Raw genomic sequence first — 23,472 nt, 5'->3', positions numbered from 1 at the left:
CGTTGTGCTCAGTGCCGTCCATTGGTCGATCCAAATGTATAAATCCGAGTTTTTCATATAACTGAATGGCGGATGTCATACTAGATAACGTATCCAAATAGCAAGATTGATAACCTGCATTTTGAGCAAATGATAGGCATGCTTCACTGAGCATTTTTCCCAGCCCGCAACCGCGACTTTCTGGTAATAAGAAGAGTTTTTTTAGCTCACAGATCCGTTGGCTATGATGAAAGGCTGCAATACCTGCTCCACCGACAATGATGCCGTCACGTTTGGCTACCAGATAAAGGCTGCTTCTCTCTTGCGTATAATGTTGACTCATGTTTTCCACTTCAGCATCAGATGGGCCAAAACCCTCACCGATGGCCCCAAATTCAGCGCCTACAGATTGGATAATTTTACAAATGTCCGGATCATCTTGTGGTTTGATTGGTGTTATCGTGATGTTCATTGTTTCTTCTTAAAAATAGTCATGTTTTTATTATTGTTTGGGGAGAGGGAGGTAATATCAAGAGAGCGGCAAAAATAATGCCGTTTTTTTGTTCAAGAGCAAGCGTCAGTATCATTTCAATTTGGCTTTAGAGGTGGCTTTCGATACTATGTGCAGCTATCTGAAAAATACAAAAACATCCTATACGGACACTACCTACAGGTAGATGAGGAAACGATGCAACATCTAGAAGAGATTATTGCTAATGCGACCGCAGCGATTAATGCTGCCGATTCGCTAGTCGCACTTGATGAAGTGCGTGTTCAGTACTTGGGTAAAAAAGGTGAGTTAACCACTCAGCTACAGAGCCTAGGTAAATTGCCACCCGAAGAACGTCGCGCTGCAGGTCAAGAGATCAACGTTGCGAAAGAGACAGTGCAACACGCCATTGCTACGCGTAAAGATGCTTTGCAGCGAGCAGAGTTAGAAGCCAAACTAGCGGCTGAAACGATTGACGTTACTTTGCCTGGACGCCGCATTGAAAATGGTGGCTTACACCCAGTGACTCGCACAGTTGAACGCATTGAGCAGTTCTTTGGTGAGCTTGGTTTTCATGTTGAATCTGGCCCTGAAATTGAAGACGCCTTCCACAACTTTGATGCGTTGAATATCGCTGCCGATCACCCAGCACGTACTGATCACGATACCTTCTTCTTTAATCCAGATTTAATGTTGCGTACACACACGTCAGGTGTGCAAATTCGCACTATGGAAAATGGTCAACCGCCGTTTCGTTTTATTGCGCCGGGCCGCGTATATCGTAATGACTACGACCAAACACACACACCAATGTTCCATCAGGTTGAAGGAATGTTGGTTGATGAGCACGTCAATTTTGCTCAGCTTAAAGGTATTTTGAACGATTTCTTATGTAACTTCTTTGAAGAAGAAGTTGAAGTGCGTTTCCGTCCTTCTTATTTCCCATTTACAGAACCTTCTGCGGAAGTGGATGTGAAGGGTAAAAATGGTAAATGGCTTGAAGTTCTAGGCTGTGGCATGGTTCACCCGAACGTTTTGCGCAGTGTTGGTATTGACCCTGAAAAATATTCTGGCTTTGCATTTGGTATGGGTGTTGAGCGTTTAACGATGCTTCGTTATGGCGTCAACGACCTACGCGCGTTCTTTGAGAACGATCTGCGCTTCCTCAAACAATTCAAGTAATTCAAGGGTAAACACAATGAAATTCAGCGAATCATGGCTTCGTGAGTGGGTTAACCCTGCGGTTACGACTGACGAACTTACACATCAAATTACAATGGCAGGCTTGGAAGTCGATGACGTTCTTGCTGTCGCCGGTGAATTTACTGGCGTCAAAGTGGGTCACGTTGTGGAATGTGGTCAACATCCAGATGCCGACAAACTGCGTGTAACGAAAGTTGACGTGGGTGAAGAAGAACTGCTTGATATCGTTTGTGGAGCAGCAAACTGCCGCCAAGGCTTAAAAGTGGCGGTAGCGACGGTTGGTGCGGTACTGCCCGGCGATTTCAAGATTAAAAAAGCAAAATTACGTGGTCAGCCTTCTCACGGCATGCTTTGTTCATTCAGTGAGTTAGGGATTGATGTTGAATCCGCTGGCATTATGGAGCTTGCAGAAGATGCCATCGTTGGTACTGATTTCCGCGAATTCCTAAGCTTAGATGATGTGACTATTGATGTTGATTTGACCGCGAACCGCGCAGATTGCTTTAGTATTCGTGGCCTTGCTCGTGAAGTAGGTGTATTGAACCGCATTGATGTCACTGAGCCATCGGTCATCGCTGTTCCTGCTTCAATTGAAGATAAAGTCTCTATTGAAGTGAAAGCACCGGCCGCTTGTCCGCGTTATCTTGGCCGCGTGGTTAAAAACATTAATGTTCAAGCCCAAACACCGCTTTGGATGCAAGAGAAGTTACGCCGCTGTGGTCTACGTTCAATTGATCCAGTGGTTGATATCACTAACTATATCTTGCTTGAACAAGGCCAACCGATGCATGCCTTTGATCTTGCCAAGATCGAAGGCGGTATTGTTGTTCGTATGGCCGAGCAGGATGAAAAACTTACGCTACTCGATGGTACAGAAGCTAAGTTGAATGTCGATACGCTGGTTGTTGCCGATCACAATAAAGCATTAGCCATTGCGGGCATTTTTGGTGGTGAAAGTTCAGGCGTTAGCTCAGAAACCCAAGATGTACTGCTTGAGTGTGCTTTCTTTGCACCAGACCATATCCGCGGTCGTGCTCGTAGCTATGGCCTACATACTGATTCATCCATGCGTTTTGAGCGCGGTGTTGACTACGCGTTGCAAGCCAGTGCGATGGAACGAGCGACGCAGCTTCTGGTTGATATTTGTGGCGGTGAAGTTGCACCTGTGGTTAGTGTTGAGTCTGAAACGGATTTACCTAAACCAAATCAAGTCACACTTCGTCGCACTAAACTGGACAGTTTGCTTGGTCATCACATTGCGGATGCTGATGTGGTTGAAATCCTAAAACGTTTAGGTATGAGTGTTGAGAGCCGTGCAGACAGTTGGGTTGCTACCGCGCCAACGTGGCGTTTTGATATCGCGATTGAGCAAGACTTGATTGAGGAAATTGGCCGTATTTACGGTTACAACAATATCCCTAATCAAGCTCCCGTTGCAGCATTGAGCATGAATGACCACCAAGAAGCAAACTTGCCACTTAAGCGTGTTCGTCATTTGTTAGTTGACCGTGGTTACCATGAAGCGATCACCTACAGCTTCGTTGAGCCAGAGCAGCAGAAACTGATTGTTCCAGATGTTGAACCACTCATTCTGCCTAATCCTATTTCTGCTGATATGTCAGCGATGCGTTTGGGCTTAATCCAAGGTCTATTAAATACCGTGGTTCATAACCAGAAACGCCAGCAGCCACGCGTTCGTTTGTTTGAATATGGTTTGCGTTTTATTCCTGATGCCTCGGCAGAGAACGGTATGCGCCAAGAGCCTATGCTCGCGGGTGTAATATCCGGTACTCGTGGTGAAGAGCACTGGAACATGGACACCGCAACGGTAGATTTCTTCGATCTAAAAGGTGACTTGGAAGCCATTCTTGATTTAACCGCTAACGGCAAAGCTTACAGTTTTACTTCTGTTGCACACCCAGCGCTGCACCCTGGGCAATCGGCCGCCATCGTTGTCGATGGTGAGATTATTGGGGTGATAGGCACTGTTCATCCAGAGCTTGAGCGTAAGTTTGGCTTGAATGGCCGCACCATCGTATTTGAACTTGAATGGTCAGCTGTGAACACCCGTGTAATTCCAGAAGCTGCATCACTGTCTAAGTTCCCAGCGAACCGCCGTGATATAGCACTGGTTGTTGATGGCGCCATTGCTTCAGGTGATATTGTCGATGCATGTCGTAACGCTGGTGGTGAGCTTCTAAAAGAGGCGAAGCTGTTTGACGTTTATGTAGGCAAAGGGGTTGAAGAGGGCAAGAAGAGTTTAGCGATTGCGTTGATGCTTCAATCGACTGAACGTACTTTAGAAGAAGCAGATATTGCAAGCGCTGTTGAATCGATTGTGACTTCAGTAGCGGCACAGTTTGGTGCAGCCCTGCGCGACTAATTCAGAAAGTAGCCCAAGTATATTTGAGCAGGTTCAAGTTGGGCCTGCTTTTTTATATGCAATTTAGTGACAAGTTAGTGTTAAACAAGTCTATGATTTAACAGGTTATAAATTTTTTTATCAGAAATCGATATCCATTCAAAATAGTATGAAATTCTAAAAATGTTGACCGTTATAATATAACTAACTAAATTGTCAGTGTTTTTTCTCAATCTTCGATGCCTAATTGTATAAATGCAGCCAGTCTATGCACTTATTTTGATGAAACTATTAATATTGTTGCGAATAAAAAAGTTGGCGAAAATCAGAAGGTTGGCATACACTTTTCAGGTAAAGCCGATATCCTATTGATTGGCTAAGCGAAAATGCTTTGGCGCTGCTTAGAGGCAGCAAGGTTTAACATAGCTTTGAGGGAAGTTTTATGGCGCTCACAAAGGCCGAATTGGCTGAAAACCTGTTTGAAAAGCTTGGATACAGTAAACGGGATGCCAAGGAAACGGTTGAAGTGTTTTTCGAAGAGATTCGCAAGGCGCTTGAAAGTGGCGAACAGGTAAAACTATCTGGTTTTGGTAATTTTGATCTACGAGACAAAAACGAGCGTCCGGGTCGAAACCCAAAAACAGGTGAGGATATTCCTATCTCCGCTCGACGTGTCGTAACGTTCCGCCCAGGGCAGAAATTAAAAGCCCGAGTCGAGAACATTAATGTCGAAAAATAGACCGAGCAATAGACCACGCTATGCGTGGTCTTTTTTTTCTGTTTATGGTGAGTTAAGGGTTCTGAACGTATTAGGCTGCTTGAATATGAGTAGTGATATACGGCTGCCAGGCGTTTTGGTAGAGCTCGATAGATTGGCGACGAAACTGGTTAATTTGCGCCTTTTCAATATCATGTAACGCTCGCTTCTCTAATGCGGCGACACGTTCAAACTTCTGGATCTGTTCATAGAAACGATGCTCGGGGCCATTTTTCACATCGGCAATGGCTTTAAGATGTAATTGTACTTCTGCAATGACATTGGTTTTAGGAAGTTGAACCAGTAAGTTTAAATCACGATATCCCGATGCCGCAGGCGATTTAAAGCGGTTCTTTACTTTTACGATGCTGGCCTCTCGGCTTAATACTTCATAAGCCTCGACTAAGCTTGGTACATCATTTGCCACAAGGGTTGTTCTGGCTAAATCTGTGATCCTATCAGCTTGCCCACCTAATTCATGTTCTATTTTACTTAATGCTCGGTCACGTGATTTCACGCCAGAAAAGTGAGCCTCTGTTGATGTCAGTAAAGCAGTACTTCTGCACAATGTTTCAAGTTCACGTTGAGCTTGATGAGCTTTACTGTAGAGAATTTCAAAATCGTTATAGGGTTGCAAAGGCTGGTTGTTGGTGGACTGGATGCCATATAAACCGCTTAAACTATGCTTGAACAGTTTAGATGAGAGTTGATTTTTCGATTCACCAACTTTGGCATCACTTTCTGAATTGAACGGAACGGCTGCAAAGGCAGGGGCTCTGCTTAGTACTAAAAGCATCAGTGCCGTAGTACGTAAAAATAGGCTCATTCATTCTCCTTAACTTAGTCTAGGTAAAAGGTGAAACCAAAATAGACCTAAACACGTGATAACCAGAGTCGCTTGCTATGAGATCTTGGGCTAAACAAAGTGAACTCAATAGCTCGTGGAACAATTAATCCATAATTTTGCGCTTTATCACAGGTCTTATCTTCAGACGCCTCGCCAGGCTATCTGTTCAATTTGATGTGTTACCAAGTGTATCTAATGAGGATGAACCAAATATGAACATCTGTATCTGTCTTTATGCTGTTTGTTTAACCCGTTGGGGATTCACTTATTAGTCAGTAGCATGTACTTTGTCTGGCTGTAGATTTTAATCGTAGAGTACGAAGATAATGAAAGATCCCGAGTTTTGGCACAAGAAATGGGCCTCCAACCAAATAGGATTTCACTTAGAAGATGTGAACCCATTGTTGATCGAATATTGGCCTCAACTCTCACCTCAACGAAATGAAAGTGTATTTGTACCATTGTGCGGAAAAAGTGAGGATTTGATATGGCTCGCTTCCCAGCATGAACAGGTTCAGGGTGTAGAGCTGAGTGAAATTGCCGTTCGTTCCTTTTTTGCCGAGCATTTTTATACGCCAACGGTCACTCGCTTAAATGGAGCGCATGAACTGTATCAGTTTGATGAACTGATGATTTATACCGGAGATGTCTTTAGTGCGCCGCTAAAAGCGGTTGAGCTTATCTACGACAGAGCGGCGTTAGTTGCACTGCCCCCTGAAATGCGAGAGGAGTACGTTACTCGCTTGCTTTCACTGTTAAAAGAGGGCGGAAGGGTGCTGCTTGTGACGCTGGATTACGTTCAAAGTGAAATGATGGGCCCTCCATTCTGTGTCGCCAAAAATGAAGTTGAGTCGTTATTCACTGACTGCAAAGTGACGTGTCTGTTTCGTGACGATGCTGATGAAAATCACCCTAAGATCAGTCAACGAGGATTAAGCCGTTTTGCTGAAGTCGTGTGGTTAATTGAGAAGTAACAGACTATGCTTAAATCGTTTATTTATACATCTTATACAACAATAAATAGATAGGTTTTAGGCGTTTGATGAGAGCAAGCCATTACGTCTATATCAGCCGCTCTAATACTAAGGAAAAACTATGGGTTTGTTTAGTCGGAAGCCAAACAGCAATCAACAGTCTAAAAAGAGCAGTGATGAACTGGTGGTTGATTCAATAAAACGCACGATGGCTTATATTGAGTTTGATCCACAAGGACATATTCTGACTGCCAGCTCCTCATTCTTACAAGTGTTGGGTTATTCATTATCGGAAGTGGTGGGCCAGCATCATCGAATGTTCTGTGAAAGTGAATTTGTTAATGCGCCTCAATATAGTCAACTTTGGCAAAATTTAGCGCAAGGTAAACCTCATGCGGGTACGTTTTGCCGTTTAACTAAAAGCCATAATAAAGTCTGGATTGAAGCTACGTACATCCCAGTAAAAGATGAGCAAGGAAAAGTGGTTAAGGTGGTGAAGATTGCCAGTGATGTCACTGCTGCAAAAGAGAAATTGGATAGACAAGTGGCCATATTTGAAGCTGTCGATAAGTCAATGGCTGTGATTTCTTTCACTCCCGATGGGACGGTTGTGGAGGCGAATCCAAACTTTCTGTCCTGTGTTGGGTACAAATTACAAGAAATCGTTGGTAAACCACATCGCCTATTCTGTGACGATGAGTTTTATAGAAAGGACCCGAATTTTTGGGCGTCGCTTGCTAGCGGCCATTTTAAAACGGGATTATTTAAACGTTTTACAAAACATGGTGATGAAATTTGGTTAGAAGCGACTTATAACCCCATCTTTAACGAAAAGCATAAAGTGATTGGTGTGACTAAGTTTGCAACTGATGTCACTCAACGAGTACTGCAAGCTCGGGCGATTAAAGATGCAGCAGAAGTGGCGCATCACACCTCACAAGAAACGGTACATATTGCTCAACTCGGGACGGGAACGCTAGCCGAAGCCGCTTCCATTGCTAAAGAGATTGATAACGCGATCACTAAGGCGAATACATCGATGACGCAACTGGCCAACCAGTCGCAGCAAATCACCAAAATTGTAACCACCATTACAGGCATAGCAGAACAGACTAATTTGCTGGCGCTCAATGCCGCTATCGAGGCTGCGCGTGCTGGGGAGTATGGCCGGGGTTTTGCGGTGGTTGCTGATGAGGTGCGCTCATTAGCCTCCAATACCACCAAAGCGACCGATGAAATTGGTAATATTGTTAAGCTCAATAGCGAACTGACCAACAGTTCTACCTCTATGATGGGGGCAATTCAAGGCCAAGTCACGGCATGTAACAGCAAACTAGAAGAGACGCAAAAGCTGATTGATGAAATGAGAAAAGCCGCGGACAGTGTGGTTGGCACGGTCAGTGAACTGATTAAAGAGTGAGGCTCTGCAGCGAGTATTGTTGGTGAAGAAAATGAAAGCGAGCCTAGTGGCTCGCTTTGCGTTTTTACAGAATCACTTGCACGCTTTTGGCACATTGAATTGCGTTGTGCAAAGCCTGTTTGAGTTCTTTATCTTTCGCCAGAGCAACCCCAAGTCGACGGCGTCCATCAATGTCTGGTTTACCAAATAGACGAAGTTGAGTATGCGGGATAGACAGTGCTTCATTTATTCGATCAAATTTAAGGTTAGTGGAGGTGCCTTGACCTAAAATAACCGCAGATGCCGATGGCCCATATTGGGTAATACTGTTGATTGGCATACCCGTGAACGCGCGCACGTGTAACGCAAATTCAGACAGCTCTTGCGAAATGAGGGTGACCATTCCCGTATCATGTGGGCGAGGGGACACTTCATTGAAGATAACATTATCGCCTTTTACAAACAGTTCAACACCAAATAAGCCGTAACCACCGAGTGCATTAACCACTTGTTCTGCTACATATTCAGCGGCTTTAATTGCGTTAGCCGACATCACTTGTGGTTGCCATGATTCGCGATAATCCCCTTCCTCTTGTCGATGGCCAATGGGAGCGCAGAAATGGACACCATCAACCGCTCGAATCGTCAAGAGAGTAATTTCGTAGTCGAAATCGATAAAGCCTTCGACGATCACTCTCCCAGCTCCACTGCGGCCACCTTCTTGAGCGTATGCCCAAGCACGGCTAATATCCTCTTGCGTCTTAATCACACTTTGGCCTTTACCTGATGAACTCATCACAGGCTTAACTACGCAAGGCATACCGACATGCTCAATCGCCAGTACAAAATCATTATAGTCATCAGCAAACTGATAAGGAGAGGTAGGTAAGGCAAGAGTTTCTGCGGCTAAACGGCGAATGCCTTCACGGTTCATCGTCAATTGAGTGGCCGTTGCGGTGGGGACCACGTTTAAGCCTTGCGCTTCCAGTTCAACCAGCTTGTGAGTGGCAATTGCTTCAATTTCTGGCACCACGTAGTCTGGTTTTTCGAGTTCGATAATGGCTTGTAGCGCATCGCCATCGAGCATATCCAATACGTGGCTACGATGCGCCACCTGCATTGCTGGAGCGTTGGCGTAGCGATCACAGGCAATCACTTCTAAACCAAGGCGTTGGCATTCAATTGCCACCTCTTTGCCCAATTCTCCGGAACCAAGCAGTAAAACGCGGGTGGCATTTTCACGTGTAGCAGTACCAAACATAGTGAATCCTTACATTCAAGCAATAGGTAATAGCGAAAACAGCCAAAATCATACTAAAATTAAGAATAAAAGCAAACGTTTGCCTTTGTGATGAGAGATGAGTGATTTCCTGTTCGTGCTGTCGATAGAGTGGTTTGTGTAATACGCAGTAAACGAACTCATATCTGTACAAAATTAAGGCTGAAATAGCAATTAATGTGCAGTAAACAGCATTCGAGAAACTGCGTTAAGAATATGAAGTAATTTCAGTCTAAAGTTTATGTGGGATTGACTAAGAAAAAGACACCTATGGCTATGAAAACTTTCTTACGTTTGCGTTTTATTACTCTACACACGAAAACTGCTTTGTTGTTTTCTGTCGGGTTGGTTGGGATCATTCTTAGCAGCTTATTTATTACTCGCCACTTTTTTTTATATAGTTTGAATGAACTTGAATCAATTGAGATTCATCGAGATAGCAATCAAGCTCAGTCGGTCATTCAAGATCTTTTAGTACAGCAAGAAAAGCGTTCTTATGATTGGGCTTATTGGGATGAAACTTATCAGTTACTGTTGAATGGCGACACTCAATTTGCTGAGCGCAACTTGTATCCTGATTCCCTCGATACTTTAGGTCTAGACGTTTTGGCTTTCATCACCGAATCTTCGCAATTGGTTGAATATTTATGTCGGGATATTGAATCTGGCACAAACTGTTCGTTAGTGGAACAGTTGATACGCTCACAAGGTGTGAGCGACCATTTAATTCAGATGCATCACACACTTGATGAGGATAAAACTAGCCGCTCTGGCCTCATCCGTGTGGAAAATAGTGTGTGGGTGGTGAGCTTAACTCCGGTGCGTAACAGTGAAGGTACGGCTGATGTTGTGGGTTGGATGCTATGGGGACAGCACTTAACCCGCCGTTTCCCTTCTCAGTATCAGAACCTACTAACCGCTAAAAATGACATTGTAGTTACCGATGCTCCTGTGATTTTACCTGTTAGTCATAATCAAGAGGGTATTGAAAGAGATCAAAATAATATCACGCATTACACCTTACTCAGTGATATGACAGGGCAACCTATTGGCTATCTAAAAACCTGTGCTCAGCGGCTTTACTATCAAAAAGGGAACGAAACTTTTTATTATTTGATTTTGACGATCATCATTGCGGCCGGCTTTGTCGCCGTGGCTACTTTTGCTCTGTTTCGCAGCAAGGTAGCCAAACGGTTTGAGAATTTTGAGCGTGGAATCAATCAGCTGATTGAAGAGAGTGCATTCTCTTCACAATCGAGTGATAAACAAGATGAGTTTGAACGAATTACCGAACTTGTCCGTTCACTTGCTGCCTCATCCTCCTTGGCGGAAGATAGGCTTAAAGAGACGTTACAGAAATTTGATGCACTCTATCAAAGCCAAAATCTCGGAATGTTGCTGGTGGTTGATCGCTTCATTGTCGATGTGAACCAAGCCTTGTTGGATATGCTTTCTTATTCTAGAGATGAGTTGGTTGGAAAGGTTTTAGATGAGTTTTGTATTATACAAAATGATGTGGTGTGCAGCAGTGAATTACTCTACCAAAATATAGAACAAGGGATGCGTGAATTTGAGGGACATGTTGTTACAAAGGGTCAGCAGCGTTTAGAGTGTCTTATCGAAGCTACATTGATAGAACAACGTGGGCATCGCTCTATCATGCTATCGATTACTGATATCAGCGAGCAAAAGCAGCAAGAGCAGCTTATTTACGACCTTACTCATTGTGACCCAGTGTCAGGTTTACTTAATCGTCCAACGATGATGAGCCAAGTCCAGCCTTTGATTGACAACCCGACCGAATGTGGTGGGTTTTCCGTGCTCTACCTACGGGTTAAAAGACTAAAAGAAATTTCAGAAGTGTACGGACACAGTGCTTACGATATGGCCGTTAAACATTTTTCGGCTACGCTTAGAAACCGTTTCAACACGTCCATAATGGGACGAATTAGTGAATATGAATTTATGGTGTGTGAGTTGGGTAACGGGGCAACCTCTTTTTTGATTCACAGAGGCACTAAGCTTATCGATAGTTACAAGAGGAAGACTGACATTGGCGGCTTGGAACTCGATTTGAGTGTGGAAGGCGCTGTGATTGATTCACAATTGCCGATCGATTCTTTTGAAACTTTGGTTCAAAGTGGTTTTTATGCCATTCAACAAACAGAGAAAGCTGGAGCCAGCCTGGTTGTTTCAGTGACACAAGAATTGTTTGTTCATGCCCAGAAGTCGTTAGCGATCAATCGAGATCTTATCTCTGCCGTGAAAGATGGTCATATTATTGCTTACTATCAGCCGATTGTTCGTGCAGACAGTGCTGAAATCATTGGCTTTGAAGCTCTAGCTCGCTGGGAACACCCTCAACTTGGTATGGTTTCGCCAGCCGTATTTATCCCTTTGGCTGAGCAACGTAAAGTGATCATTGAATTGGGAGAGCAGATACTAGGCCAAGCCTGCCAATTTATTAACGAACTGCAAACGTGGTCGCAATTTTCGTTGGGTAAACGGCTAAGTATTCACGTCAATCTTTCTAGCCCGCATTTCTACAGTAAAAAATTGGTCGGGTACTTATTAGTATTGATTGAAAAATATCAAATTGAACCGGGACAATTAGTGCTCGAATTGACGGAAAGTATGTTGTTGGGGGCTGAAGAAGAGACGATCAAACGCATGGATGCGATAAAAAAACTCGGTATACAGTTGGCGCTTGATGATTTTGGTACGGGGTATTCCTCGTTTAGTACATTGTGTGATTTTCCATTAGATATAGTGAAGTTAGACCAGTCTTATATTTCCACATTGGAATCCAATGACAAAGCCAAAACCTTGGTGCGCAGTATTATCAATATGTCGCAAGAGCTAGGCTTAACTACCGTGGCTGAAGGGGTTGAAACTGCTTCGCAACTGCGCAAACTCAAAGTCTGGAATATTGATGAGATCCAAGGCTTCTATTTTTACAAGCCGATGAGTAAACAAGAGGTGTTCGATAATTTGTTGGGCGGAAAGGATATGCGGTAAAACCTGCACCATCAAAAGGCAAAAATCCCCATGCGTTGGGGATTTTTCACTAGAGCGCCTAAACCACAAGATAGGAAAGAGGAATGTCTGGGTTAATTACTTCCAAGGTGGCTTGAGTATCGGCTAAATGGCTAATACTGCCATCAGACATCTCAACTAATGCGGCTGCGACAATATTATCAAAGCGTTGGCCATCCATCATTAACTGAACAAGAGCAACTTGCAATGGTGGTAAGCTTGGGTTGAATGCGGCATTTTCAGCATACGCACCGACGTAGGTTTTACCATTCTCAACTTGCAGGGCAACACCACTGAGATTGTTGGTATAGGGTGCGTAACTGCGGTTTAGGCCATTAAGAGCTAAGCCAATGAGTGGGTCATCTTCGCTAGTTGTTTTGCCGTGGTTAGCGTCTGCCATTAGACCAGAATCAACACCTAAATCGGCAGGACCAAATGATTCAGGCAGGTACTCTTGCAGTGACTTCTCATCACGCTGTGGTAGCTGAATGGCAAGCGAGTCTGCGGTCGTAAGCTCATTCATAAACTGACGGCAGTGCCCACAAGGGCTGAAGTTGATGGTAATGTCAGCAACGCCTTGTTCACCTTTCATCCACGCATGGCTGATGGCACATTGCTCGGCGTGTACGGTTTGGCCTAATTGTGCACCGGAAAACTCCATATTCGCGCCAAAGTACAAACGGCCCGATAAACCTCTGACGATGGCTCCCACGTAAAAGTTTGAAAGCGGTACATAAGCATAGGCGGCCGCAAAAGGCAGCAGTGCAACGCGCAATTCCGCATCGTCTAAGCCAGAAAGAGAAAGCAGTTGGTTGAACTGTTCTGGTGATAGGGTTGCGTCAAAATCATCGCACAGCAGAATGGGCGACAAAAATTCTGCAACGGGTTTTGGCGTATCAGCTAGCGCCTGTTCAATACGGCTTTTCATAATGAGTCCTTATCTATGTATTGAGGAATATTCTAGGCGAAGAATGAAATTTTACTGAGATTTAAATCACGTAATGCAATGTAACGTAATTTTGGTTTTCACATTTAGAGTGAGGTCACACATGAAATCGATTACAGTCAGCCTTAGAGTGAGACACGTCTACAATCAAAATCCATGAGTAGACGTATCTTTGATTTCTGTTGGCACTCTATAGCGTGGACAACCACATTGAAAAAGCAAAAAAACTTGGAGCAAGTATCGATGTGATTACGCCGCACACGACTAATGCAAGTGAACTAAATGCTGCGTCACGTGGATCTTTTTCAGCGCAGGTTGCTGTGCCCAGCGCATGAGAGACGGTGCCCATGGTTAAGCCTTTGGCAATTGGATGCGTGATGTTGAGAAGGTTATAGATAGGGTAGGCGAGAATCGCGCCAAACAGCCCTACAATGACCACTAAAACGGCGGCAATGGCTGGCTCTCCACCGAGATTACTGGAAACTTCCATCGCAATCGGTGTGGTAACTGATTTACCCAGTAGGCTGGCGATTAAATGTATATCCGTTTGAAGATAAACAGCAATTAAGCTGGCTGTGAGCATTGACATAGCACTGCCCACCCCGCAGGCGAGGGCAATGATGCGCCAATTTGAGCGGATCTGAGGCAGTTGTTCATAGAGAGGATAAGCCAGCGCCACCACGGCCGGTTGCAACAGAAAGCTCAGCCACTGGTTATCAGCATAGTAACTGGCATAAGGAATGTTAAAAAATAGCAAGATAGGAATGATGATCACAAGGCTGAGCAGTAACGGATTCATTATGGCCGTTTTGCATTTTTTGCTGATCCAACGTGTCAGGAAAAAGACCGCAATCGTGAGCAATAACCACATCACTTATTCCCCTTTTTCAAAAAACGATCCAGCCCTAAACCCAGACAAACTAATACGATCAGCGTACCGCCCACCGCGCTAGCAAGAATCGGTATGGCGTTACTCATCAATAAATCAAAATGCTCGATTAATCCGACACTGATAGGGACAAATAAAATGACCATATAACGGATAAAAAGACTGGCACTGGGTTTTACCCATTCGACAGGCACGAGCCCACTTGCCAATAAACTAAACAGAATTAGCATTCCGATAATACTGCCCGGAATGGTGATGCCAAGCCAATGTTGAAGATTGATACCTGCCATCAGGCAAAGGAAAATCAGCCCCATAGAGACCAAATATTTTGCAATGGTATTCACAATAAAAGTCGGTGCCTTGTTGTGCCTAAACTATTTTCGGAAATGGAATCGCAGCGTGTTGGTTTGAAACCTGACAGCGCGAAAACCTCGTACATTAACTCGCGATGTCTTCGACATAACGGTAAACGGATTTTAAAATAGCCATTTTCTTTTCGTCACTGCTGTGGGTGTGAACTAAGTTCTCTAAATTGAGCATGTACTCTTCAAGGTGGCTTTCGAAATAATCACGACAGTGAGTTGCCCAACGTCTTTGCTCTTCGTCACTTAATGTCAATGGGTAATGGCGAGCGCGGTAGCGAAACAGCAAGGGTTCGATGCGCTTATCGCTAAAACTAATGTCTAATGCGGCGAGATTGACTGGGTCAGCTTGGCGAATGATCTCCATCGCCGCTTTGTCGGCCGGAGAGAAGAAACCGTCGTAGAGTTGAGTATCGACATCGTCACTGTGCTTATATTCGCGCTCAATTGTGTAGAGGCCAATCAGCTTTTCTCTGATCTCAGGGTACTGCTTGATGAGCGCTAAGTGTTCAAGGCACAGGTTTCTATCGACCCCGATATGGTCTGCATTTTCGGCCGTTAATGTTTTGGCCGGCGCAAGGATAGGGCATTTATTGAGATGCACTAATTTGATGGGCACTGGCAATTCATCTTCTGCCAACTCTTCGCGTTTGGTATATAGACGTTGATGCAGTTCTTCGCTGCTTAAATCGATCAGGGGTTGAGGGTTTTTGGCAAGGTCCACCACAATAACCGCATTTTGATTGGTGGGATGCCAAGCAATCGGCACGATCCAACTGGTGTATTGGCATTCTCGGCCTAACATACCCGATACGTGCATTAAAGGTGTCATGTTGACGATATCAATCAGATCATTGAGTTTGCGTTTATGGCGCATGTTAAAAAAGTAATCAAACAACTTGGGTTGGGCGGCTTTTACTTTTTTGGCTAGCTCAATGGTGGCGATAACATCGGCCATAGCATCGTGGGCATTCGCATGTTCGATGCCATTGGCAACCGAGAGATGCTCCAACTTAAAACTGGTAAAGCCTTCGTCATTTTCGGGCCAGTTGATGCCTTCTGGGCGTAGCGCATGACAGGCGCGCATCACATCAAGTAAATCCCAGCGTGAATTGCCGTTTTGCCAGCTCCAAGCATACGGATCAATGAAATTACGATAGCAAGTGTAGCGCGTTACTTCATCATCAAAACGAATACTGTTGTAACCAAGGCTGGTGGTGTTGGGTGTGGCGAGTTGTTGATGAATTTTGGCGATAAATTCAGGCTCTGGCAAGCCTTGAGCCACCGCTTTTTGTGGTGTGATACCCGTAATAAGCGCCGCTTCTGGAGAAGGTAAATAGTCCGCTGGTGGTTGACAATAGATAACCAGTGGTTCGCCAATAATATTAAAATCCATATCGGTGCGAACGCCCGCAAATTGGCTCGGACGATCTTTCGCAGGGTTGACTCCCCACGTCTCATAGTCGAGGAAAAAGAAAGTAGGCGGGTGCTCTTGTCGCATTCGATAGTATCCAGTCGCTGAAATTTAAGGTTTATTAGACCATTGCCCGTGTGACATAGCAATGTGCGAAGCATGCTCTGATGAGGATTTGAAATGAAAAAGCCGGCGCATTGGCACCGGCTTGGAGAAAAATGAGAACGTTCGCTACTTTCTAGGCTTGCTGCTCTTGAACTTGTACCTGTTTACCGTTCAATAAGCGGCTGGTAATGGTACCTGCCGTCATTGAACCTGAAACGTTCAACGCGGTGCGGGCCATATCAATCAAGGGTTCAATGGAGATAAGCAGCGCTGCAATCGTCACCGGTAGGCCCATCGCTGGTAGCACGATTAAGGCTGCAAAAGTGGCACCGCCACCGACGCCGGCAATACCAAATGAGCTGATTGCGATAATAGCCACTAGCGACAAAATAAAGTGCACGTCCATTGGATTAATACCGACGGTAGGAGCAACCATCACAGCGAGCATGGCTGGGTAAATACCAGCGCAGCCGTTTTGACCAATAGTGGCACCGAATGAAGCCGATAGGTTGGCAATTGCTGGTGGTACGTTCAGCTTAGTGATTTGCGCTTCTACATTAAGAGGAATGGTTGCCGCTGAGCTACGTGAGGTGAACGCGAAGGTCAACACTGGCCAAATTTTTTGAAAATACTCTTTAGGGCTAACGCCTACAAAAGAAACTAATATACCGTGCACCACAAACATCAATGCAATGGCGACATAAGAGGCGACAATAAAACCGAGCAAACTCAGAATATCGCCCGCGCTTGATGTAGCGACAACTTTCGCCATCAACGCCGCAATACCGTAAGGGGTTAGTGCCATCACCATTTTCACGAGGCGCATAACAATCGACTGTATCGCTTCGACAAAGGTGCGGATTGGCGTTTCTAGCTCGGCTTTCTCTGACATTACTTTACGCGCCGCAATACCCGTTAGTACACCAAAAATAACCACAGCGATGATCGAGGTTGAGCGAGCACCGGTTAAGTCGGCAAAAGGATTGGTCGGAATAAAGCTTAATAGCATTTGAGGAATAGTTAAATCACTCACAGTAGCGGCGCGGCTTTCTAGTACAGCAATACGCGCCGTTTCACGGCTGCCTTCAACGAGGCCGTCTGCTGTTAAACCAAAAGCTTGGGTGACAAAAATACCGATCAATGCCGAGACAGCAGTCGTCAGCAGTAAGATAGAAATGGTCAGGCCAGAGATTTTACCCAGCGAGCCACCTTTATCGAGCTTCACAACCGCAGCGATCATCGACACCAGCACCAAAGGCATAATCACCATTTTTAGCAAACCAACATAGCCGTTACCGACGACGTTGACCCAGCCTAATGTTTCCTTGATGGCCACATGTCCTTCACCAAGAACCACTTGTAGAGCAAGGCCAAATGCGCTGCCTAGGATCAACCCAAGTAGCACTAAGCGTGAAAGAGTGTGAGACTTTTTCTGCTGTCCAAAGAGAAAAAACAGAATGCCAATAAATACTGCGAGTGCGGCAATGGCTGCAACTGACATGATGCGACACCTTAAAAGTTGTGTACCCATGATTACGTTGATCGCCGATGAGCGATGTAGTCGATAATGCTAGGTAAAAGGGGAATAAAAGCGATGAAACCCAACCATATCTTTTAACGTAGGTTAATCCAAAGACAAAATCAGCATGATTTAGAACAAATGGTTATCAATCTTTCTATTGTGCTGGTAAATGAACCGATCGGTGAGTTATTTAAGCAAGTCCTTGATACTTCTTGAGCAAGGCAAGCATATCGCGAGAGTGCAAAATATCTATGGCGTGTGGTTGTATCGAGCCGAGCTCTACTGAACTCACAAAATCTCGCGAGTTCAGCTGATGATCTGAATAATTTAGTGAGTAAGTTTAAGACCCAGTAATTTCTGGGGAGATTTTTTATACCTAACCCATTTGAAGGAGAGAAAGTTAACCACTGACTTGTTGTTTCCATAAACGTGCGTAAAGTCCTGCACGTGCGAGCAACGCTTCGTGAGTACCTTGCTCGGCCACTTGCCCATCTTCGATGACGATAATGTTATCGGCATGACGAATCGTCGATAACCGATGTGCAATACTGATCACCGTTCGATCATGGCAAATGGTTCCCATGTTGCTCATGATGGCCGCCTCTGACTGATAATCGAGCGCTGAAGTCGCTTCATCAAGCAGTAAGATTTTTGGGTTAACTAACAATGCGCGAGCCAGTGCAATGCGTTGACGTTGCCCGCCAGATAAGTTGGCACCTCTTTCTCCTACTTGTTGTTCAAACCCTTGTGGCAGCGCTTCAATAAAGCTTAGCGCACCAGCAAGCTTTGCAACGTTTATCAGCTCTGCATCGCTTGCATCGGGTTTACAAAGACGAATATTGTCGGCAACGCTGCCTGAAAATAGCATGCTTTCTTGCAGCACCACACTCATGCTGCGCCTTAACGAGACCGGATCTGCAATGGCGAGATCCATACCATCGACTAAGACTTGCCCATGCAAAGGTACATAAAGACGCTGTAGCAGTTTCGTTAATGTACTTTTGCCTGATCCGGAAGGCCCGGTAATACCAATAAATTGCCCCGGAGCGATGGTCAACGAGAGATTCGCTAAGACTTCCGGTGCATCGATATGATAACGGAAGCGAACATTTTTAAACTCAATGCCTCCTTGAACAGAAGGGATGGAAGCAAGGCCATCTTTACTATTTTCAGCCGGTTCGTTAAGAATGTCGCCAACGCGACGCAAGGCTACTAAGGTGTGCTGGAAATCTTGCCACACTTGCGCAAGTCGCAAAACGGGTTGAGTAACATGCCCTGCTAGCATATTGAAGGCAACCAATTCACCGGGAGTGAGCTGCCCATTGAGTACTAAGTTGACTCCCCACCAAAGTAAAATGGCAGCGGCTATTTTTTGCACTAAGGCAATCAATTGCCCAGCAATTAAACTGGCTTTTTGGGCTGAAAACGCGCATTCAATTTGTCGACTGAGTATTTGCTGCCACCGTTCTAAAAATCGAGCTTCCGTTGCGGTTGTCTTGATTGTTTCGATACCCGTTATCGATTCAGTCAGGAAGGTGGTTGTCTCTGCTTCTGCGTCATACTCTGTCGTTACCTTGTGACGAACCCAAGGTCCAATACCTAACCACAGCAGAAAGTAAATCACTAATGAACCGATAATCAGCCCTGTGAGCGCTGGCGCATAATGAAACATCACACCAATAAAGAGGGTGATAAAAATGAGATCCAAGAGCAGCATTAAGGTTGAGCCCGTCAAAAACTGACGTATTTGCGCCATTTCCCGTACGCGGGCGATGATTTGCCCCGTTTGACGCTGCTTGAAATAACTTAATGGAAGATTAATCAAATGCCGATACAACCGCCCCGATAGCTCTGCATTGACTTGACTAGAAAGATGACCAAAAACCGTATTGCGCAAATAACTGTAAAGAGGTTCAGCAATAGCCAGCGCAAGCATAGCCAGCGCTAAAACGTGCAAACTCGACAAACTTCGCCCCACAAGAACCTTATCAATAACGGTTTCAAAAAGTTTGGGACCAAACAGGGCAAACAGTTGCAGCACAATCGAATACAGAAACACATCACGTAGCTGTTTTGACTGACGGAGTACCGAAGGCATAAACCAGCGGAGGCCAAAAGCGACATCGCTTGGCTCTATACTCTGCTCAATCAGTAATAAGACCTCATAACAGGAACTTGAAGATCCTTGCGCCAACGGAAACTCGAAATAGCGCTGTTTAATGGGATCGTACAAGGTCCAACCATACTCGTTTAGCGCATGAATGACATGCCACTGCTGACGGACTTTGACCAATGCAGGTAGCGGGATTGGCTCGCTTCCTCTGACGGTGATCATTTGGCTTTTCAGACCAATAGATTGAGCGGCCCGCTGAATGTCGAGAGCACTGAGCTCATTTTCGGCAACGCCTAGTGTATGAATCAGTTGTGATGGCGTGACTTTCTTATCAAACGAAAGGCTGGCAAACGAGAGGGCCGCTAATCCGCCATGGCTTTCTTGATCATGAACCGTTGAGACGGTGTTGGTTAAGGTATCCACTCTATTTTTCTCGCAATGCTTCAGCTTGATATTCTCGGATTGGGCTAAGTAGATAATCGATGATCCGACGTTGGTCGGTTTTAATCTCAGCCACGACAGACATACCAGGCAATAAGGCAACAGAGGTACCATCGACTTCAATTGTATGGTTTAACAATTGAACTTGAGCGGGAAAAACCAACCCAAGTTGCTCATCCATTGTCGAGTCTCTAGAAACGTGGACCAATGTTGCCGATAAGGTGCCGTAACGCGTATAGGGAAAGGCATCAATTTTCAACGTCACGGGTTGGCCAGCATAAATAAAGCCAATGTCTTTATTGAGAATTTTAACTTCGGCGACTTGTACCGAATCGTCAGGCACAATAATCATCAAGTTTTGTGCTGGTTGTAAGACTGCCCCAAGGGTGTGAACGCTCAGTTGCTGTACAGTGCCAGTGACAGGAGAGCGAACCACTTGTAATCCTTCATGTTCGCGTACTTTGTCCAGTTCATGTTGCAGCGCTGAGAGTTGTAGGTGTGCTTGCTGACTTTTGTCTTGCCACTCTCTGGCTTTTTGCGCACGCAGCGCTTTTAAACGCTCTTCTAGGTTGAGATATTGCTTTTGCAGCACGTGCTGTTGTGATGTTTGCTGGGCTAACGCTCGTTCGGATTCTAATAACTCTTTTTCCTGCTCCAGATACTGCACTTGACCGATCAAACGCTGTTGCTTGAGCTTTTTTTGAGCATCAAGGCGCTGAGTAATATTACTCACTAACTGCTTTAAGCCTCTGATATCGACCTCAAGTGAGGATTGGGAAGCAAGATTGACCTGCATTTCAGCACGCAAGTTTTCCAACACCGATGTGAATTCGTTCTTTTCAGTATCAAAGCTGTCGATGACGTCTTGCTGCGCCGAAGGTGCCAATGCCAAATACAGGGGATGTTGAGCTAGATCAGCCTTACCACGCAACGCTTGATACTTGAGAAATTCATGGGTTTGATAGCGTATTTGATGACGCAAACGTTCAATATCTTGGCTAACGCCTAACGTGTCCAGAGTCAGTAAGGGCATCCCTTTTTCGACACGTTCGCCGTCTGCTATATGGATTTGTGCTACTCGGCTTTGTTCGTAAGACTGAATCACTTGCGAGCGCCCAGGGACTAACAGCCGCCCGTTTGCGGTCGCTTGGATATCCAATTTCCCCCAATAGGTCCAAAGTAAGGTGAGCAGTAACCCTACACTTAGCGTGATGGCGGTGATGCGAGCAAACGGAGAGGGCGGGCTCTGCTGTAGAGCAAGATGGCCGGGTAAAAACTCAAAGTAGCCGTTCGTTTTCGAGCGCTTAGAGCGAAGCTTCTTTAACTGAGAGATCATACTTGCTCATCCTCTTGTTTTAATGCTTGTTGCAGTTGCCACAACTGGAAATATTTGCCTTGCTCTGCGAGAAGTTGTAGATGCGTGCCTTGCTCTGCAATCTCGCCTTTTTCCAGTACGATAATCCGGTCACACTCTCTTACTGTAGAGAGGCGGTGTGCGATGGTGATAACGGTACGCCCGGCGGCAATTTGCTCCATATTGGTTTGAATGATGGCTTGTGATTCATCATCTAAAGCGCTGGTGGCTTCATCAAGAATTAAAATCTTAGGGTCTGCAAGCAGTGTGCGGGCAATGGCTAAACGTTGTCGTTGTCCGCCTGAAAGTGACTGCCCCCCTTCGGCTAAAATCGTGTCGTAACTCAGTGGCAGCTTTAAAATAAACTCATGAGCGCCCGCTAATTTTGCCGCTTGCACAATCTCATCCAAGTTGGCTTGTGGCTTTGAATGGGCAATGTTGTCACTAACACTTTTACTAAAGAGAAAGTTCTCTTGTGATACCACCCCCAACTGGCGACGCAATTCATGAACACCGATCTGTTTGAGTGAGGTGTTATCGAACATGATTTGGCCTGATTCAGGGCTGTACAGCTTGAGTAAAAGCCGAGCCAAGGTGCTTTTTCCCGACCCCGAGCCACCGACCACACCAATTTTCTCACCCGCTTGGATATTGAGTGAAAGCTGATTGATGGTCAGCGGCAAATCGGGTTGATAACGGAAACTCACTTTACTGAGAGTGATCGCACCTTGCAGTTGTAGGGAATAGCTGGCTTGCTGCTGCTCGGTGGGCAAATTGAGTAGGTCGGAAAGTTTATCGACTGCAATTTGCGCTTGTATAAATTGCCCCCACAGCTCGACGAGCCGGGCAAGAGTTTGTGCAACATGACTGGCGAGCATGTTAAAAGCGATCAGTTGACCTATGGTCATTTGTAACGCGAGCACTTCGGATGCACCAATCCATAGTAAAAAGACGCTCGTTATTTTTTGGATGAACTGCACTGCGTGGCTAGAGCGGTTATTCCACTGCTGAACCACATAGTTGCTCGATATCATCTGTTCGGTTTGAGTATCCCAACGTCGAATAAAGCGAGGTTCAGTCGCTAAGCTTTTAATGGTATCACTCCCCGCGACGGTTTCAGTTAGAAACGAAGTGTTGTGCGCCATATGGGTAAATTGTTGTTCAATCGCTTGTTGCAGCCTTGGGGTTAGCCACCAAGCCAAAAAGAGATAACACGGCAGTGTGGCCAATACCAATAGGGTTAGCCCGCCAGAAAGTAAGCTCATCACATAGAAAAAGATCACGAGAAAAACGAGATCAATCGTGAGGGTAAACATCGAACCTGTGATGAACTCGCGTATGGTATCGAGCTCTCTTACTCGAGTCACAATCGCCCCAACTTGCCTTGATTTGAAAAACAGCAGCGGCAAACCAAACAGATGGTGAACCAATTTAATGCCAAGCTTAATATCAATGCGGTTAGCGGTATGAGCATATTGATATTCGCGTAAACCGCGTAGCAATACCTCAGCTATTCCAGAAATAACTAAGACGAACACTAAAACATCGAGTGTCGAGTGGGCTTGATGCACTAATACTTTGTCCATCACGACTTGGAAAAATAGCGGTGTAATAAGTGCAATAACTTGCAGTACGAAAGAGAATAAAACAATCTCAGCGATTAAATGTTTATGTTGCGATAATTCAGGTAAGAACCAACGAATATCAAAAGAGGATTGCTTTTTTTTGATATCTAGCGTTTTTCCATTCCAATTCTGTTTTAAATAGCTTATGCCTACTACTTTTGGAGTATCTGAATCACATGGATGAATTAAACATTTATCCTGTTCAACTTTAGCTAAAATAAAAGGGTGATTATTTTTGTTAAATAAAATAATCGGCTTCTTTATTTTAGTAATTCCAGCAAAAGACTTCGCTTTATTAGCAGTGACTAAATAATTTCTTCCTTTTAAATCTTTTATTATTGAATCAATTGCATTGGATGGCGTTTCATTAGAGAT

Annotated in this window: 17 protein-coding genes; 6 read left to right on the top strand and 11 right to left on the bottom strand. The window is 45.0% G+C overall.

The features are described 5' to 3' along the window. A partial coding sequence (locus AACU59_RS13445) for a GNAT family N-acetyltransferase (protein WP_161437556.1) occupies positions 1 to 451 on the bottom strand: 451 nt, incomplete at its 3' end. 216 nt (positions 452 to 667) lie between these two features. Here AACU59_RS13445 and pheS point away from each other — a divergent pair. From pheS to ihfA, 3 genes are all read left to right on the top strand, one after another. Beyond that, positions 668 to 1,651 (top strand): phenylalanine--tRNA ligase subunit alpha, encoded by a 984-nt coding sequence (pheS, locus tag AACU59_RS13440; protein WP_017044058.1) that lies wholly within the window; start codon positions 668 to 670, stop codon positions 1,649 to 1,651. Between the two features lie 16 nt (positions 1,652 to 1,667). Beyond that, positions 1,668 to 4,055, top strand: a complete 2,388-nt coding sequence (gene pheT / locus AACU59_RS13435) for a phenylalanine--tRNA ligase subunit beta (protein ID WP_094144679.1) — start codon at positions 1,668 to 1,670, stop codon at positions 4,053 to 4,055. Between the two features lie 421 nt (positions 4,056 to 4,476). Further along, on the top strand, positions 4,477 to 4,773 hold the full coding sequence (ihfA, locus tag AACU59_RS13430; protein ID WP_010319630.1) for an integration host factor subunit alpha: 297 nt from the start codon (positions 4,477 to 4,479) through the stop codon (positions 4,771 to 4,773). Between the two features lie 70 nt (positions 4,774 to 4,843). Here ihfA and AACU59_RS13425 read toward each other — a convergent pair whose 3' ends face one another. After that, on the bottom strand, positions 4,844 to 5,617 hold the full coding sequence (locus AACU59_RS13425; RefSeq protein WP_094145800.1) for a phosphoribosylglycinamide formyltransferase: 774 nt from the start codon (positions 5,615 to 5,617) through the stop codon (positions 4,844 to 4,846). Positions 5,618 to 5,964: 347 nt separating this feature from the next. On the opposite strand from AACU59_RS13425, the gene AACU59_RS13420 reads away from it, so the two are divergent. Continuing rightward, on the top strand, positions 5,965 to 6,612 hold the full coding sequence (locus tag AACU59_RS13420) for a thiopurine S-methyltransferase (RefSeq protein ID WP_094145799.1): 648 nt from the start codon (positions 5,965 to 5,967) through the stop codon (positions 6,610 to 6,612). Positions 6,613 to 6,733: 121 nt separating this feature from the next. Beyond that, positions 6,734 to 8,032, top strand: coding sequence for a methyl-accepting chemotaxis protein (locus AACU59_RS13415; RefSeq protein WP_094145798.1), 1,299 nt, complete (start codon positions 6,734 to 6,736; stop codon positions 8,030 to 8,032). A 64-nt stretch (positions 8,033 to 8,096) separates the two neighbouring features. On the opposite strand, the gene purT is transcribed toward AACU59_RS13415, so the two are convergent. Beyond that, on the bottom strand, positions 8,097 to 9,272 hold the full coding sequence (purT, locus tag AACU59_RS13410) for a formate-dependent phosphoribosylglycinamide formyltransferase (RefSeq protein ID WP_094145797.1): 1,176 nt from the start codon (positions 9,270 to 9,272) through the stop codon (positions 8,097 to 8,099). Between the two features lie 288 nt (positions 9,273 to 9,560). On the opposite strand from purT, the gene AACU59_RS13405 reads away from it, so the two are divergent. Next, the gene (locus AACU59_RS13405) at positions 9,561 to 12,308 is read left to right on the top strand and encodes a bifunctional diguanylate cyclase/phosphodiesterase (protein ID WP_237666566.1); all 2,748 of its coding nucleotides are present in this window, start codon (positions 9,561 to 9,563) and stop codon (positions 12,306 to 12,308) included. Positions 12,309 to 12,366: 58 nt separating this feature from the next. Here AACU59_RS13405 and cdd read toward each other — a convergent pair whose 3' ends face one another. From cdd to AACU59_RS13365, 8 genes are all read right to left on the bottom strand, one after another. Next, positions 12,367 to 13,254 carry a cytidine deaminase gene (gene cdd, locus AACU59_RS13400; protein WP_017047013.1) on the bottom strand — a complete coding sequence of 296 codons (888 nt, stop codon included), beginning with the start codon at positions 13,252 to 13,254 and terminating at the stop codon, positions 12,367 to 12,369. Between the two features lie 208 nt (positions 13,255 to 13,462). Beyond that, the gene (locus AACU59_RS13395; RefSeq protein WP_010319624.1) at positions 13,463 to 14,143 is read right to left on the bottom strand and encodes a CidB/LrgB family autolysis modulator; all 681 of its coding nucleotides are present in this window, start codon (positions 14,141 to 14,143) and stop codon (positions 13,463 to 13,465) included. Continuing rightward, positions 14,143 to 14,475, bottom strand: coding sequence for a CidA/LrgA family protein (locus AACU59_RS13390; RefSeq protein WP_033197434.1), 333 nt, complete (start codon positions 14,473 to 14,475; stop codon positions 14,143 to 14,145). The genes AACU59_RS13395 and AACU59_RS13390 overlap by 1 nt, the downstream gene beginning before the upstream one ends. 124 nt (positions 14,476 to 14,599) lie before the next feature. After that, positions 14,600 to 16,024, bottom strand: a complete 1,425-nt coding sequence (gene sbcB / locus AACU59_RS13385; protein ID WP_017047014.1) for an exodeoxyribonuclease I — start codon at positions 16,022 to 16,024, stop codon at positions 14,600 to 14,602. 151 nt (positions 16,025 to 16,175) lie between these two features. Beyond that, positions 16,176 to 17,543, bottom strand: coding sequence for an L-cystine transporter (locus AACU59_RS13380; RefSeq protein WP_026028454.1), 1,368 nt, complete (start codon positions 17,541 to 17,543; stop codon positions 16,176 to 16,178). A 421-nt stretch (positions 17,544 to 17,964) separates the two neighbouring features. Beyond that, positions 17,965 to 20,100 carry a type I secretion system permease/ATPase gene (locus AACU59_RS13375; RefSeq protein ID WP_094145701.1) on the bottom strand — a complete coding sequence of 712 codons (2,136 nt, stop codon included), beginning with the start codon at positions 20,098 to 20,100 and terminating at the stop codon, positions 17,965 to 17,967. 1 nt (position 20,101) lies between these two features. Further along, a complete protein-coding gene (locus tag AACU59_RS13370) occupies positions 20,102 to 21,454 on the bottom strand; it encodes an HlyD family type I secretion periplasmic adaptor subunit (protein WP_094145700.1) in 1,353 nt (450 codons plus the stop codon). Then, on the bottom strand, positions 21,451 to 23,472 hold a 2,022-nt coding region (locus tag AACU59_RS13365; protein WP_161437554.1), incomplete at its 5' end, for a peptidase domain-containing ABC transporter. The genes AACU59_RS13365 and AACU59_RS13370, both read right to left, overlap by 4 nt.

Source organism: Vibrio sp. V23_P3S9T160, assembly GCF_963886625.1.
Classification (GTDB): Bacteria; Pseudomonadota; Gammaproteobacteria; order Enterobacterales; family Vibrionaceae; genus Vibrio; species Vibrio anguillarum.
The sequence above is the reverse complement of the archived record's forward strand: the minus strand, read 5'-3'. Positions and strand labels throughout refer to the sequence as shown.

Coding starts and splice junctions, on each gene's coding strand:
- AACU59_RS13420 (WP_094145799.1), top strand. CDS start 5,965: ATGAAAGATCCCGAGTTTTGGCACAAGAAATGGGCCTCCAACCAAATA.
- pheT (WP_094144679.1), top strand. CDS start 1,668: ATGAAATTCAGCGAATCATGGCTTCGTGAGTGGGTTAACCCTGCGGTT.
- AACU59_RS13395 (WP_010319624.1), bottom strand. CDS start 14,143: ATGTGGTTATTGCTCACGATTGCGGTCTTTTTCCTGACACGTTGGATC.
- ihfA (WP_010319630.1), top strand. CDS start 4,477: ATGGCGCTCACAAAGGCCGAATTGGCTGAAAACCTGTTTGAAAAGCTT.
- AACU59_RS13415 (WP_094145798.1), top strand. CDS start 6,734: ATGGGTTTGTTTAGTCGGAAGCCAAACAGCAATCAACAGTCTAAAAAG.
- AACU59_RS13370 (WP_094145700.1), bottom strand. CDS start 21,454: ATGATCTCTCAGTTAAAGAAGCTTCGCTCTAAGCGCTCGAAAACGAAC.
- purT (WP_094145797.1), bottom strand. CDS start 9,272: ATGTTTGGTACTGCTACACGTGAAAATGCCACCCGCGTTTTACTGCTT.
- pheS (WP_017044058.1), top strand. CDS start 668: ATGCAACATCTAGAAGAGATTATTGCTAATGCGACCGCAGCGATTAAT.
- AACU59_RS13425 (WP_094145800.1), bottom strand. CDS start 5,617: ATGAGCCTATTTTTACGTACTACGGCACTGATGCTTTTAGTACTAAGC.
- AACU59_RS13380 (WP_026028454.1), bottom strand. CDS start 17,543: ATGTCAGTTGCAGCCATTGCCGCACTCGCAGTATTTATTGGCATTCTG.
- AACU59_RS13405 (WP_237666566.1), top strand. CDS start 9,561: ATGGCTATGAAAACTTTCTTACGTTTGCGTTTTATTACTCTACACACG.
- cdd (WP_017047013.1), bottom strand. CDS start 13,254: ATGAAAAGCCGTATTGAACAGGCGCTAGCTGATACGCCAAAACCCGTT.
- sbcB (WP_017047014.1), bottom strand. CDS start 16,024: ATGCGACAAGAGCACCCGCCTACTTTCTTTTTCCTCGACTATGAGACG.
- AACU59_RS13390 (WP_033197434.1), bottom strand. CDS start 14,475: ATGGGGCTGATTTTCCTTTGCCTGATGGCAGGTATCAATCTTCAACAT.